15 protein-coding genes are annotated in these 11,891 nt (G+C 53.3%); 5 read left to right on the forward strand and 10 right to left on the reverse strand.

Translation table 11 applies throughout. The features are described from left to right. Positions 1–40: 40 nt before the first annotated feature. Positions 41–979 carry a beta-ribofuranosylaminobenzene 5'-phosphate synthase family protein gene (locus ACR02O_RS11950; protein ID WP_494521698.1) on the forward strand — a complete coding sequence of 313 codons (939 nt, stop codon included), beginning with the start codon at positions 41–43 and terminating at the stop codon, positions 977–979. 8 nt (positions 980–987) lie between these two features. Here the strand turns inward: ACR02O_RS11950 and soxZ are convergent, their stop codons facing one another. Together soxZ and ACR02O_RS11960 are read right to left on the reverse strand one after the other, a co-directional pair. Next, positions 988–1,299 carry a thiosulfate oxidation carrier complex protein SoxZ gene (soxZ, locus tag ACR02O_RS11955; RefSeq protein ID WP_033156591.1) on the reverse strand — a complete coding sequence of 104 codons (312 nt, stop codon included), beginning with the start codon at positions 1,297–1,299 and terminating at the stop codon, positions 988–990. 1 nt (position 1,300) lies between these two features. Beyond that, positions 1,301–1,759, reverse strand: coding sequence for a thiosulfate oxidation carrier protein SoxY (locus ACR02O_RS11960; RefSeq protein ID WP_129871379.1), 459 nt, complete (start codon positions 1,757–1,759; stop codon positions 1,301–1,303). A 122-nt stretch (positions 1,760–1,881) separates the two neighbouring features. Here ACR02O_RS11960 and ACR02O_RS11965 point away from each other — a divergent pair, with 122 nt between their 5' ends. Continuing rightward, positions 1,882–2,076 (forward strand): hypothetical protein, encoded by a 195-nt coding sequence (locus ACR02O_RS11965; protein ID WP_033156590.1) that lies wholly within the window; start codon positions 1,882–1,884, stop codon positions 2,074–2,076. A 97-nt stretch (positions 2,077–2,173) separates the two neighbouring features. Here ACR02O_RS11965 and ACR02O_RS11970 read toward each other — a convergent pair whose 3' ends face one another. The 3 genes from ACR02O_RS11970 to nagZ are packed head-to-tail and all read right to left on the reverse strand — an operon-like array spanning position 2,174 to position 4,465. Then, positions 2,174–2,914: an S-methyl-5'-thioinosine phosphorylase gene (locus tag ACR02O_RS11970; protein ID WP_494521699.1), complete on the reverse strand. Its 741-nt coding sequence runs from the start codon at positions 2,912–2,914 to the stop codon at positions 2,174–2,176. Then, positions 2,911–3,456 carry a hypoxanthine-guanine phosphoribosyltransferase gene (locus tag ACR02O_RS11975; protein ID WP_319962479.1) on the reverse strand — a complete coding sequence of 182 codons (546 nt, stop codon included), beginning with the start codon at positions 3,454–3,456 and terminating at the stop codon, positions 2,911–2,913. The genes ACR02O_RS11970 and ACR02O_RS11975 overlap by 4 nt, the downstream gene beginning before the upstream one ends. Beyond that, positions 3,449–4,465 carry a beta-N-acetylhexosaminidase gene (gene nagZ, locus ACR02O_RS11980; RefSeq protein WP_319962439.1) on the reverse strand — a complete coding sequence of 339 codons (1,017 nt, stop codon included), beginning with the start codon at positions 4,463–4,465 and terminating at the stop codon, positions 3,449–3,451. Before nagZ ends, ACR02O_RS11975 begins: the two co-directional genes overlap by 8 nt. A 62-nt stretch (positions 4,466–4,527) precedes the next feature. Between nagZ and ACR02O_RS11985 the strand changes: the two genes are divergently transcribed. Together ACR02O_RS11985 and ACR02O_RS11990 are read left to right on the forward strand one after the other, a co-directional pair. Continuing rightward, entirely contained in the window at positions 4,528–4,935 is a 408-nt protein-coding gene (locus ACR02O_RS11985) for a flagellar basal body-associated FliL family protein (protein WP_033156742.1), read from the forward strand. Between the two features lie 450 nt (positions 4,936–5,385). Beyond that, complete coding sequence (locus ACR02O_RS11990) at positions 5,386–6,462, forward strand: PA0069 family radical SAM protein (RefSeq protein WP_494521700.1); 1,077 nt, start codon at positions 5,386–5,388, stop codon at positions 6,460–6,462. 7 nt (positions 6,463–6,469) lie between these two features. Here the strand turns inward: ACR02O_RS11990 and ACR02O_RS11995 are convergent, their stop codons facing one another. From ACR02O_RS11995 to ACR02O_RS12010, 4 genes are all read right to left on the reverse strand, one after another. Continuing rightward, positions 6,470–6,841, reverse strand: coding sequence for a hypothetical protein (locus ACR02O_RS11995; RefSeq protein WP_494521701.1), 372 nt, complete (start codon positions 6,839–6,841; stop codon positions 6,470–6,472). Beyond that, on the reverse strand, positions 6,838–7,200 hold the full coding sequence (locus ACR02O_RS12000; protein ID WP_458137262.1) for a NifB/NifX family molybdenum-iron cluster-binding protein: 363 nt from the start codon (positions 7,198–7,200) through the stop codon (positions 6,838–6,840). Before ACR02O_RS12000 ends, ACR02O_RS11995 begins: the two co-directional genes overlap by 4 nt. 156 nt (positions 7,201–7,356) lie before the next feature. Next, on the reverse strand, positions 7,357–8,751 hold the full coding sequence (locus tag ACR02O_RS12005) for a DUF6513 domain-containing protein (protein ID WP_494521702.1): 1,395 nt from the start codon (positions 8,749–8,751) through the stop codon (positions 7,357–7,359). Then, positions 8,748–9,284, reverse strand: coding sequence for a flavoprotein (locus tag ACR02O_RS12010; RefSeq protein WP_494521703.1), 537 nt, complete (start codon positions 9,282–9,284; stop codon positions 8,748–8,750). Before ACR02O_RS12010 ends, ACR02O_RS12005 begins: the two co-directional genes overlap by 4 nt. 225 nt (positions 9,285–9,509) lie before the next feature. Between ACR02O_RS12010 and ACR02O_RS12015 the strand changes: the two genes are divergently transcribed. Then, the gene (locus tag ACR02O_RS12015) at positions 9,510–11,111 is read left to right on the forward strand and encodes a MinD/ParA family ATP-binding protein (protein ID WP_494521704.1); all 1,602 of its coding nucleotides are present in this window, start codon (positions 9,510–9,512) and stop codon (positions 11,109–11,111) included. A gap of 9 nt (positions 11,112–11,120) precedes the next feature. Here ACR02O_RS12015 and ACR02O_RS12020 read toward each other — a convergent pair whose 3' ends face one another. Continuing rightward, complete coding sequence (locus ACR02O_RS12020) at positions 11,121–11,822, reverse strand: ComFC family protein (RefSeq protein WP_458137265.1); 702 nt, start codon at positions 11,820–11,822, stop codon at positions 11,121–11,123. Positions 11,823–11,891: the final 69 nt, after the last annotated feature.

The following is an 11,891-nucleotide window of genomic DNA, read 5'->3' on the forward strand; positions in this document are numbered from 1 at the left end:
ATTTGACGGAATCCAGGTGGTGAAAGCGCGGTACCAATCAGTGACGGTCATAGCACCGGCTCGCTTGCATATGGGCTTTATCGATTTAAGCGGGGCTTTGGGGCGGCATTTCGGTAGCATCGGTTTGGCGCTGAACGAAATCAATACCCAGCTCAGCATAACCGCCGCGGATACCCTGCAAGTCAGCGGTCCGTCCGCCGAGCGCGCGCTGAAATGTACCCGGCAATTTTGTCAGCTGCTGGGCGTTTCCGATGCACTCAATATCACTATCGACCATGCCATTCCTGAACATATTGGCTTAGGATCGGGTACGCAAATGGCTCTGGCTGTTGGTGCAGCGTTGAATGCTTTTTACGGTTTGGATCTGTCGGTGCGGGAAATAGCCCAACTCTCTGATCGCGGTGCGCGTTCCGGTATTGGTATCGGTATCTTCGAAACAGGCGGCTTGGTGGTGGACGGCGGTCGCGGACCCGACACCAAAACTCCGCCCATGATTGCGCAAATGGCGGTGCCGGGAGACTGGCGGTTTATTTTGGTGTTTGATCAACGCGGCCAAGGTTTGCATGGCGAACAGGAGGTCAGCGCTTTTCAGCAATTGCCGTCGTTTCCGCAAACCCAGGCCGAGCGCTTATGTTACTTGCTATTGATGCAGGGTTTGCCGGCGTTGGCTGAAGGCAATCTTAATAAATTCGGCGAAGTGATTACTGCGTTGCAGCAGGCGGTGGGCGAACACTTCGCGCCGGTGCAGGGTGGGGTGTTTACCAGTCCGGATGTTGCGGCAGCGATGGCTAGTCTGGCTGAGCACGGCGCGGTGGCGATAGGTCAAACTTCGTGGGGGCCGACCGGATTTTGCGCGGTTGCCAACCCGCAACGGGCTGAGGAACTGCTGGCGCAGTTGGAACGGCAATTTGCTGCATCGCCGTTGAGTTTTCTGGTGGCTAGCGCCCGAAATCAGACCGCCGAAATTATTCTTAACTAGCCTATGCTTCAGTCGAGCACGTGCTCGGCGTGATCTTGGTTTTGTCTATTGTCAGTCCATTCGGCACTGAGTCTATCGCCGCTATTTCCTGCTTTTAATCTAAACGTAAAAAACGGATTTTTGGATAGGCTGCCGGCCATATTGGTGGTTAGGATTAGTTGATCGTTTAATTTAACCAGTAACCGCTCGATAAAATGCGCCGGAATCAATTCGCCGTTGGCGTCGCGATTGCGGCCGTTTTCCATTGGGTGCGTGATCAGCAATTTAACTTCCGTATAGCCGTCGCGCCGTTGGCTTCTGATTTTTATACTGTTGGTCATATCAACCTGTTCCGCAGCCGCCGCGCATCACATTAACCCAGCGGCTGGTGCGCAGTAGCGCTCCGTTGTGTTCCGCAAGCAAAATCACGTTGCAAGATTCCGCTAATTTAATCCGCGCCGTGAGCTGGGGTGCGATGAGTGGTGTGAGTTCGAATTCCGCCAGCAGCGGCGTGGGATTTTTATCGGCGAATAGATACAGTTTCTCGATGCCTTCCAGCTCGCTGGTAATGCTGACCGGTACCACCGCGCCATCTTCAGCAATCTCGGGCAGGATCAAATTGAGTTGGTTGCTGCTTGTCACCGTTCGCTTATCGATAAGTTGCGTGTAAAGGGTGATGAAGTCGTCGGCGGCAAAATGCGTTGCCAACCTCTCGGCAAGGACGTTTGCGAATTTGCCGGTCAATAAAGCCGCGGTCAGCAAAATACCGGAATGCTTTAGAAATAGGCGGCGACTAGGCATAAAATTCAACAACCATAAAAAGTTTGATGTATATCAAAAAATATAAGCTTCCGTTTGTTATCTTTTGCCCCGTTGAAATTTTTTCAGCACCACCATCACAAACAACAAAAGGAAGGTACAAAATGAGTGAAGTACAAGAAAAAGATAATTTCTGGCTCTATATCGTCATTGCTGTCGTACTGGCGGCTGGCGCCGTACTGATGGTAAAAAATGCCGAGCATGATAAATATGCTACTGCGGCAAAAAATATCGCCGAAGACTCCGCCAACTCAGCTTACCGCAATGATGTACTTCACAGCGGTGGCACGAAAAGATAAGCGCTTTGCAAAGGTTCGGGAAATGTAATCTGCGTTTCCCAAATTCGCGGATTTTGGCGGGGCATCCGGGCCTCGTCAAAATCCGTTTCTGTTTCTGCTAGTCGTTGAACAATACCGTTGCTTTCAGCAAGGCGATGGCATTGGTCATGCCAACTTCCAAGTTTTTCTCGATCTCGGCCATGGTGATTTCGCCCTCGACCACGCCGGCCGCCCAATTTGCAACCACCGAGATGTTGGCATAAGCCAAATCCAATTCGCGTGCCAACGCGGCTTCCGGCATGCCGGTCATGCCCACCAAATCGCAACCGTCGTTAGCCATGCGTTTAATTTCGGCAACCGTTTCCAGCCTTGGCCCTTGGGTGCAGCCGTAAGTGCCTGATGGGGTGAGGGAAATGTTTGCCTGTTGCGCGGCTTGAATAATTCTGGCGCGTAATGAAGGCGTATAGGGCTCGGTGAAATCGATATGCGTGACATGCTCCAGATCTTCGGCAAAAAACGTATGCTCGCGGCCGTAGCTGTAGTCTATCAATTGATCAGGAATGGCAAGAACGGCCGGCGCCATTTTCGCGCCGATACCGCCGACTGCCGCTACACCGATTATCTCAGTAACGCCTAGTTGTTTTAAACCCCAGATATTAGCTCGGTAGTTGATCTTGTGCGGCGGGATTCGATGCGGATTGCCGTGTCTGGCCAGGAACACCAATTTTTTGCCGTTTAGCTCGCCAAGCAAATAAGGCGCGGATGGCTCGCCGAAAGGTGTGGTCAGGCGTTCCTCACCGGTGATGGTGAGTGCTTCGATTTGGGTGAGGCCGGTGCCGCCGATGATTGCCAATGTCATAACACTTCCTTGCAGGCATAAACGCCTGGTGCATTTCTAAGATAACCCTTGTAATCCATACCGTAACCGAACAAGTAATGATTGGCGACAGTGAGGCCGATAAAGTCAGGCTTGATAGGTTTGGTGATTTGCAGGTCTTTGTCGAACAGTGCGGCGGTATAAACGGCGCTGGCGCCTTGCTCTTGGCAATATTCGACTATCGCTTGTAAGGTATGGCCTTCGTCGAGAATATCGTCCACTACCAATACCGTGCGGCCGGCCAATGGCGTGGTCGGTTTGAACAGCCAATGTATGTCGCTGCCCGAGGTGGCGTTGCGGTAACGGCTGGCGTGGACGCTGTCCAGATTCAACGGAAAGTCCAGGCGCGGCAGTAACTTGCCGGTAGCGATGATGCCGCCGTTGATGACGCACAACACCAAGGGATTACTGTCTTGCAGTTTGTCGGTGATCGCCGCCGCCATGCTATCCAATGCCGCTTCGACTTCCTCGGCGCTGTGGAGCAGCAGTGCTTGCTGTTTAACAATGCCGATTTCTTCAAGCATGGGCTTCATAAAACTCCTTGATTTGTTTGGAAATGGTTTGCCATTTGTCACTTTTTGCTAAGGCATCTTTGTCTAGCTGGCATTTGCCGCGCATCGCTTGCAGGCGTTGTTCGCGTTTGCTGTTTTGGCTGATGGGCAGTTTATCCAGCACTTGCTCCGCCGCTGTCGAATTATTGCAAACCAGCAGCATATCGCAGCCGGCCTGTTGGGCCAAGCCGGCGCGTTCGGTGAAATCGCCTATGCTGGCCGCGCCTTCCATACTCAGATCGTCGCTGAATATGGCGCCATCGAAACCCAGTTCGCCGCGCAGAATGGTCTGTAACCAGAAGCTGGAAAAGCCGGCCGGGTAACGGTCTACTTGCGGATAAACCACATGAGCCGGCATGATGGCCTCCAGGCCTTGCGCTATCAATTGTTTGAACGGCAGTAAATCTTGTTGGCGGATGGTTTCCAGATCGCGTTCGTCGACGGGTAGCGTCAAATGCGAATCCAGTGCCACCGCGCCGTGACCAGGGAAGTGTTTGCCGGTGGCAGCCATGCCGGCGCTGCGCATGCCTTGCCGAAATGCGCCGGCCAGTTCTGCGGCTAATTTTGCGTCTTGGGAAAACGAGCGGTTACCGATGATCTCGCTAACCCCGCAATCCACATCCAATACCGGCGCGAAGCTGAAATCCACATCCACGGCCAGCAGTTCGCTGGCCATCAGCCAGCCGGCAGCTTCTGCCAACTCAGGTTGTTCGGCGTAAAAAGCCGCCGCCGGCAGGCGGGTAAAGCCATTTTGAAAGCGTTGCACGCGGCCACCTTCCTGATCGACCGCGATCAGGATGTCACCGTTGCGTGCAGCGCGGATCTGTTTGATTAAGTCAGCGACTTGTCGAGGATTGTCGTAGTTTCGGGAAAATAGGATTAAGGCGCCGGTATTGGGATGAGCGATTTTTTCTTTGTCCAGCGCACTGAGGCTGTGGGCCTCGATGTCGATCATGACCGGGCCGATAGCTTGTGGTTTCATGGTGTCAAATGGCGAAATTGGAATATACTTTTGGTGTAGTCACTACATTATATGAGGAATCCGTGCGAACATTTATTTTGTTGATCAGTTTGATGCTGTTGCCGGCGATGACCTGGGCGAACTCCGGCGAGAAAAAAGCCGACGAAAGCGCCGGGCCGGTCATAGAGTATCTGGAGATGAAACCCAAGTTTACCGTCAATCTGGCCGAGCCAAAAAAATACCTGATGTTGAACGTGCAGTTACTGGTGGAAGGTGCCGATCATTTGGAAGTCATTAAAAAGCATATGCCGGTTCTGCGCCATGAAATGATAATGATGCTTAGCGGCATGAAAAGTGCCGACCTGCAAAGTATGGAACAGCGCGAAGCCTTACGCTTGAAAACCAAACAAGTGATAACTGATCTGTTGAGCAAAATTCAAAATAGCGACGGTTTTCGTGATGTGTTTTTCTCGGAGTTTTTAATTAACTAGACGCCGCGGTCATTATTGTCCCAAACAAAACTAAGGCTTGCAGCGATGCGAGCTTTTTTTGCGCTGTGATTTTTCCCGTTGTTTAAATACCGTTCGCCTTCATGTTCTTGACGGTTATGAAGCTTGGATTTTTCTCGCGGTCGGTGCTCCCCTTTCAATAGTTAGCTCCCTGCCAGAATGAGTGTGCTAGTGAGGCCGTTTTGATAGCAACCGACGTTACTGTCGATTTGGCAGCAGATAACTTGAATTAAACCCGGTGATATATTTGGTTAGCGGCTTTTTCGTCGTTTGTCTGGCCCTCGTCTGATGAGTGTTCAAGAGCGGATGTAAGATTAGACGCTGAACCGGTAAAGCCAAATTCGGGTGGCAAAATCTGTGCGACTATCTGGAGATTGGCGCGTGCTGGGTATAATCCCTTTGCCCAGTTATCAATTGCTTGAAGATGATGCTATGCCTAAGCCATTAATTTACAAAGGTCGCGCCAGTATCAGTAATGCAGTCGGTCGGTTTGAAAAATTGAACAGGCAGGCTGAAGACGACGGCTGGGGCTGTTTGGATGCAGCGTTGCCGCCGTTGCCCACCGAAGTCATTATCGATAGCAGCAAATCGGTGATTACCTATAACGATTCGCCGGATATTCCGTTTGATCGGTCGATAAACCCGTATCGCGGTTGCGAGCATGCTTGTATTTATTGCTTTGCCAGGCCGACCCATGCCTACTTAGGCTATTCCGCCGGGTTGGATTTCGAGAGCAAAATTCTGGTTAAACCCGACGCGGCCCGGTTGTTGCGCGAAGAGTTGGCCAGACGCAATTATCGTTGCGCGCCGCTGGCTTTGGGTACCAATACCGATCCTTATCAACCGCTGGAACGGCAGCAGCGCATCATGCGGCAAATTTTGGAGGTGTTGGCAGAGACGCGGCATCCAGTCAGTATCGTCACCAAATCGGCCTTGATCGAACGCGACATTGATATTTTGGCGCCGATGGCCGGGCAGGGTTTGGTTTGCGTCTACCTGTCGATTACCACGCTGGACAGAACGCTTGCCAGGACGCTGGAGCCGCGCGCCGCTGCGCCGCAACGTCGTTTGGAGGCAGTAGCGCGCTTACGGGAAGCCGGGATTCCGGTTGGGGTGATGGTGGCGCCTTTAATCCCTGTTCTCACCGATTACGAACTGGAAAGCATCGTCAGCGCGGCTCATACGGCCGGCGCGCAAAGCGTGCACTACATACTGCTGCGCCTGCCCTTGGAAACGGCGGATTTATTTGCAGAATGGCTGCAACAAAACTACCCATTAAAAGCCGAGCATGTGATGAATCGAGTCAGGGACAGCCGCGGCGGCAAAGCTTACGATGCAGGGTTTCATCTGCGCCAGCGTGGCAGCGGCAGTTACGCCGATTTGCTGGCGCAGCGCTTCAAGTTAATCACCAGAAAGCTGGATTTAACCGGTTCGCTGCCGGCATTGCGTAGCGATTTATTTCGTCCACCAAGCTTGGGCGGACAGATGAGCTGCGATTTTTTCGATTGAACGCGACTTAGGCTTCCGTTTCTTCTGTATCCCGACGCTCCAGCAAGCCTTGCTCGCGGATCATGGCTTTAAAGCCCTTCATGACCGGCCGTGAAATTGCGGTTTCCGCCATCAGACGTTTTTCGTAAATCAGATTTTTCAGGGCTTCGTCGTCTTCGCGAGTGCGGGCGCTTGCAATCAAGGGATGTAGATCGTCTTGCAGCAGTTGCCCGGGCAAGTGTTTGACGCAGTCGTACAGCAGCGCCATCACCACTGTTTCGGTCGGGCGCATTTTGCATTTGCCGTCGATGATTTTCAGCATCACCGTCACCGCGCAATCGACGTGAATCGGACTGAGGGGGTGATCTTTTACCCATTGCTGCACATGCTCAGGGGTCATCCGATCTCCTCGCCGGCTGCGGTGCGCTTGGCATAGTCCAGCAAGGATTCTTCAACCGCCGCATAGGCGTATTCAGAAACCGCGCGCACGCCGATAGCATGGACTTTGGCGGTGGGGCCGTCGCCGATACGCGCCACGAACACTGCGTAACAGTCTTTAATGGTTGCCAAAATGCCGGGCATTGCGGACTCGTCGGTATGCTGGCCCAGGCAGTAATTGGCCACTTCGCGGGTTTCTAATAATTCGCAACTGGCTTCGGAGACGCTATACACGGAAAACTTCGTGGCATGGCCGAAATGTTCGTTGATGGAAATGTTGTCCTTGGTGGCGACCGCCAGTTTTAACGGAAACTCGGGCATGTGCGAGGGCTCGTTCGGGTGAATGGGATTTAGCCTAGAAACAAGCAAGACCAATACCAAATGAACTGAGCCTGGAATAGTGGGGTTTTGGCGAGACTAATGCAGAAATGAATTGAAGCTTTGTCGAGTTTACGACAAGCGCAACCGACAAACGGCTTAGTCTTCGTGCTTTTTTAAGGTGTTGCCGGCGGGTTTGAATGTATGTAAATCCACCGCCGGCTCGGTGCCTTGCGCGGCACAGCCCCAACTCAATTGCTGATCCTGGGTGAAGCGCTTGCCCAACTGCCAGGCTATCTCGGCTCGGGCCAGTTCCACACCCAGGTAAAAGGCGTGGCCGCCGTCGGTTTCGACGTGCAGTTTGGGGTATAAATCAAATGGGTCTTGTGCGGTGTGCAGGCCATCGCGGTTAAATACATGAATGCCGTCGCTGCTGACCTGAATGCGGTAGCTGGGGTCTTTAATTTCCGCGGCCAAACTTTCGATTTCCTCGCGGCTGTTCAAAAACGGCGAGCTGTCATGCACGGTCAGCAAATCCGGCGCGATATGCTTGGGCAGGGTATTGTGCTGCTTGGCGGTGTACATGATGCGCCGGGCGCTGTCGGCTTCCTTGATGGCGCGGCGTGCGTGTTTACTGACTTCAGTAGCCAGAATATGGTTGATATTCAGCTCCGAGCATATTCCTAGCAGCATTGCGTTGATGCCGGAGGTGTCGGCGTGAGTCAGTTCGGTGAGATTGCCGACGCCCATCATCATTTCTACGTCCGGATAGCGGCGGCGGAACTCATGATTGCGGACAATGGAGTCGGTGAAACCAAAGTGAATCGGGTCAAGGATGGGATCGACGATGAAGGCGCGGTTTTTCGCGCTCAAGATTTCGATGGCTTTATCCAGCGTACTTAGGTCGCCGTGAGTTTCCGGAATCAGAATCGGCGTGGTCGCTACCTCGTCGGCAATCCACAAGCTTTTGGTGGTCAGGCTGAGCATGTAGTCAGCGCCGGCCTGGCCGCCGGCCAGCAGGTCGGCGTCTTCCAAGGAGTCAATGCTGACGGTGAAGCCTTCCTGTTTCAGGGTGCGGATGCACTCGGCCAGATGCGGAAACGGCGTGCCGGGCAGGCAGCCGATGTCGATCACATCCGCGCCGTTGGCTTGGTAGTAATAAGCGCGCTCGACGACTGCCTCGACGCTGATGCTGGGCGCGTCGGTAATTTCCGCGAAAATTTTGGTTTGGTATTGGCTGAGGTCGTAATGCTGGGCAGCCATGCCAAAATGCTGCGGCAAGTCCTTGATTTCCTCTGGACCGCGTTCGAATGGCACACCAAAGTGTTGTGCTAATGCGTCAACATCGCCGCGGCAGCGGCCCGGTAAAATCACCCGGTCAGCGCCTTGCGCGTCCGGCAGACGGCGGATGATCATGTCGCTGGTAATCAGCGCCGCCACCGTCACGCCCATCACATAGACTTTGTATTGAAAATCCGGCTGCATTTTTTCTAATACTTGCCGGACTTGCTTTTCCGCCAGTCGGCCGGTGATGATCAGGATGCGTTCGGTCATAGACTGGCCAATCGCGTGTTGACGGCGACGATTAGCTGTTCGACATCATCAACTACTTGAGTGTAAGGAAAGCTGCGGATTTTGTCGGTGGCTTCCAAGTCGATGGGGCGCGGATAGACCATGAATTTTTTCTTGCCGGGTGCCGTGGTTTCGATCTCCGGCAGCGTGTCGCAGGGATAGACGATGCTGGGCACGCGGCATTTGCCAGCTTGGGAATACAAATTGGTGACCAATGAATCGGCGATGCCCAGCACGCATTTGGCGATGGTGTTGGAGGTAGTGGGGGCCATGACAAAGGTGTGGTAATGACCTTTGTAGAACAAACCGACCGGTGGCGCCGAGGCGGCTTTATCCCGATACACCGGCATCTTGGCGCGGATGTCGTCCAGGCGAATACCGTACATTTTCAAGACTTCCTCGCCGGCCTGACTCAAATACAAATCAACATTATCCAGCGTCAGCATGTATTCAAGACATTCTTCTATATAGTGTCCTGAGCCGGTAATAGCCCAGGCGAGACGCGGTGTGGTCATGGCATGTGTAGTCGTTTTGTGGACGGGGCATTATACGTGAAGACGGTGGCTAATCGACCATTCGCCGGCGATACGGTCCGGGCTGTCGCTTATGTGCCGACATTTACAATTTGGTTTGTTGTATGAATTCATGAATTTATAGATTGGGCTTACAATATTGCTCGAATTCGGCTGGTTTGGTTTGCCGATCTATACGCGACCTAAACAGCCTATTTCATTGCCATCATGGACAGTTTATATATCTCAGAACAGGGCCCATCAAAACCGCACCTTATCGTGTTTGCCGGTGCCAAGAGCGGCGTCGGTAAAACCAGTGTGGTGGCTAATGTAGCGGCGGCAATGGCTTTGCGCGGCAAGCGGGTCTGCGTAGTCGATGTCGATACCGGCTTGTCCAATATCATTACTTTGCTCGGGCTGCGGCCGGCACATCGCTTGGAGCAGGTGTTACGCGGTGAAAAGGCCATTGCTGAGGTGTTGCTGAAAACCGGCGACGGTGTTGGCGTCGTGTCAGCTGCGCATCTAATGGGTGGTGCGCCGGTCTCCGCCGAGCAGACACATAGGCTGGCGGCTGCGTTGGCGGATCTGGAAACGCAATTCGATTATTTTTTGATCGACACGGCTGCGACGCATACGGAAACGCTGTTGCGCTTTATCGAATTGGCGCAATCAACTTTTTTAGTGGTCAGCGGTGATCCTGCGGCGCTAACCGATGCCTTTGCGCTGCTGAAGTCTTTGAATACCCGCCAGTATACGGGCAGCCTGCGCGTCGTGGTCAATCAGGCCGTGGACTACCCGGCTGCGACCGATACCTATCGGCGGTTTGCCGCCGTGGCGGAAAAATGCTTGAAATTGAAAGTGGAGTACGGCGGCTTTGTGATTCGCGACGAGAATCTGCCCAAAGCCGTGGCTTTACAGATGTCGGTAGTGGATTTGGTCGTCAACTCCCCGGCCAGTCGCTGTTTGCTGGCCTTGGCGGATAATATTATCAAGCACATCGGGTGCGAAACCGCAGGTACCGGGTTGGTGGAGTACTGGCAAAGGCTGTTAAGCGCTACGCCGACCAGGCAAATTGTGGGTGATGATGCCGATGCTGAGCCGGTTAACTCGCTAAGTCCTGCTGATAGAGCGGAAATGAGTATCAGTGAGTTGAGTCGGAGGTTGTTGTTGGCGATGAAGCAGCAACTGCTCGATCAACCGGCGCTGGAACGCTTTATCGGCGAATTTGTAGAAACCTACTGCGAGCAATTCGGCCGTTTTCCGAATGCCTTCAAGCCGCTGTTTTATCGCTGGCTGGAAACCGAAAATTATGCTGAGCCCAGATTGGTCGAACTGGTGGCGACGCTGGAGGCTTTGCATGCGATGCGTTATCAACGGCCGATGTTCAGCCTGGAAGAAAATGCGGCGCGATTGGTGGCGCAGCTACAAGGACAGCAAGAACAGCATAAAAACTTGGTGGAACAATTATGCGCGGCTTATCGGCAGGCTTTTCACACTGAGGTATTCGATGCCGAGCAGGTGTTGCTGGAACGCATGCAGGCCGAGGATTTCACCGAACAGCATTTCGAAGAATTGCTGCAAAAATTGCGGGACGGCTTTCAGACCCGCTTTAAACGGCCTTACCAAAGTCGGCACGAGTTGGCGCTGGCGTCGGCGGTCGAGGCTTTAAATGTCATGGGCGTCGATCAACACAATCTGCAGGATGAAATCACTATGCTGATGCACGGGTTTCAACTGCTCGGTTCGCGGCGGGAAAAGTTGCTGGCTGCTCTCAACACCTTGCAAAATTCTGGTTTGCCACTCACCGCCTCGGCCGTCCAGGATAATTGAGATTCCGTTTCAGGCGCGGGCGCAAACCCAGACGTCGACCTTGCTGACTCCGGCTTGTTTTAGCGTAGCAGCCAGCGCCGAGGCAGTCGCGCCCGTAGTCATGACATCATCGATAATCGCGATATGTTGAAAAGTCAGGGGCTTGATAATCTTGAAAGCCAAACGCATGTTTTTCCGGCGCTGCTTGGCCGGTAAGCCGGTTTGGTGGCCGGTATCGCGCTGGCGAACGCAGCTATGTAAATCCAGTGGTATACGGAGTTGCCGGGACAAATGCCGGGCGATTTCTATCGATTGGTTGAAGCCGCGCTGCCGATAGCGCTTGGGATGCAGTGGTACCGGTAACAGACAATCCGGCAATTCGGCACTTTCCGCGATATGCTCGGCTAGCAGGGCCGCGATTAAGCGGGCGTTTTTGTAATCGTTGGCAAACTTTAATTGGCCGATCAAATAGCGCATCTGGCTTTGGTATAAAAACGGCGCATAGGTCTCGTCGAAGGCCGGCGATTTTTTCAGGCAGCGGCCACAGAGTTGCGGCATATCAATCGCGGTCTCGAAATGTTCTCCGCAACGGTAGCAGCACGAAAGATTGCGCGGCAGGTCGGTCAAGCAGCCCAGGCACAAATCTAAATCGCCGTATCCCGGGCTTGCGCATAACACGCAACGTGGCGGCAGCAATTTCTTCTGTATAATGTTCAGCCAGTTGTTTACCATAATTTTAAATACAGGTTGATGAGTCGGTGTCCGACGCCGGTTTTGTCCTCACTTTTCGGAGATTATCAG

The sequence above is a fragment of the Methylomonas sp. PHL2-19 genome, assembly GCF_059331595.1.

What these genes read in the sequence shown, in the direction of transcription:
- soxZ (WP_033156591.1), bottom strand. Translation starts at nt 1,299, where the DNA reads ATGACCAACAGTATAAAAATCAGAAGCCAACGGCGCGACGGCTATACG.
- ACR02O_RS11960 (WP_129871379.1), bottom strand. Translation starts at nt 1,759, where the DNA reads ATGCCTAGTCGCCGCCTATTTCTAAAGCATTCCGGTATTTTGCTGACC.
- ACR02O_RS11965 (WP_033156590.1), top strand. Translation starts at nt 1,882, where the DNA reads ATGAGTGAAGTACAAGAAAAAGATAATTTCTGGCTCTATATCGTCATT.
- ACR02O_RS11970 (WP_494521699.1), bottom strand. Translation starts at nt 2,914, where the DNA reads ATGACATTGGCAATCATCGGCGGCACCGGCCTCACCCAAATCGAAGCA.
- ACR02O_RS11975 (WP_319962479.1), bottom strand. Translation starts at nt 3,456, where the DNA reads ATGCTTGAAGAAATCGGCATTGTTAAACAGCAAGCACTGCTGCTCCAC.
- nagZ (WP_319962439.1), bottom strand. Translation starts at nt 4,465, where the DNA reads ATGAAACCACAAGCTATCGGCCCGGTCATGATCGACATCGAGGCCCAC.
- ACR02O_RS11990 (WP_494521700.1), top strand. Translation starts at nt 5,386, where the DNA reads ATGCCTAAGCCATTAATTTACAAAGGTCGCGCCAGTATCAGTAATGCA.
- ACR02O_RS11995 (WP_494521701.1), bottom strand. Translation starts at nt 6,841, where the DNA reads ATGACCCCTGAGCATGTGCAGCAATGGGTAAAAGATCACCCCCTCAGT.
- ACR02O_RS12000 (WP_458137262.1), bottom strand. Translation starts at nt 7,200, where the DNA reads ATGCCCGAGTTTCCGTTAAAACTGGCGGTCGCCACCAAGGACAACATT.
- ACR02O_RS12005 (WP_494521702.1), bottom strand. Translation starts at nt 8,751, where the DNA reads ATGACCGAACGCATCCTGATCATCACCGGCCGACTGGCGGAAAAGCAA.
- ACR02O_RS12010 (WP_494521703.1), bottom strand. Translation starts at nt 9,284, where the DNA reads ATGACCACACCGCGTCTCGCCTGGGCTATTACCGGCTCAGGACACTAT.
- ACR02O_RS12015 (WP_494521704.1), top strand. Translation starts at nt 9,510, where the DNA reads ATGGACAGTTTATATATCTCAGAACAGGGCCCATCAAAACCGCACCTT.
- ACR02O_RS12020 (WP_458137265.1), bottom strand. Translation starts at nt 11,822, where the DNA reads ATGGTAAACAACTGGCTGAACATTATACAGAAGAAATTGCTGCCGCCA.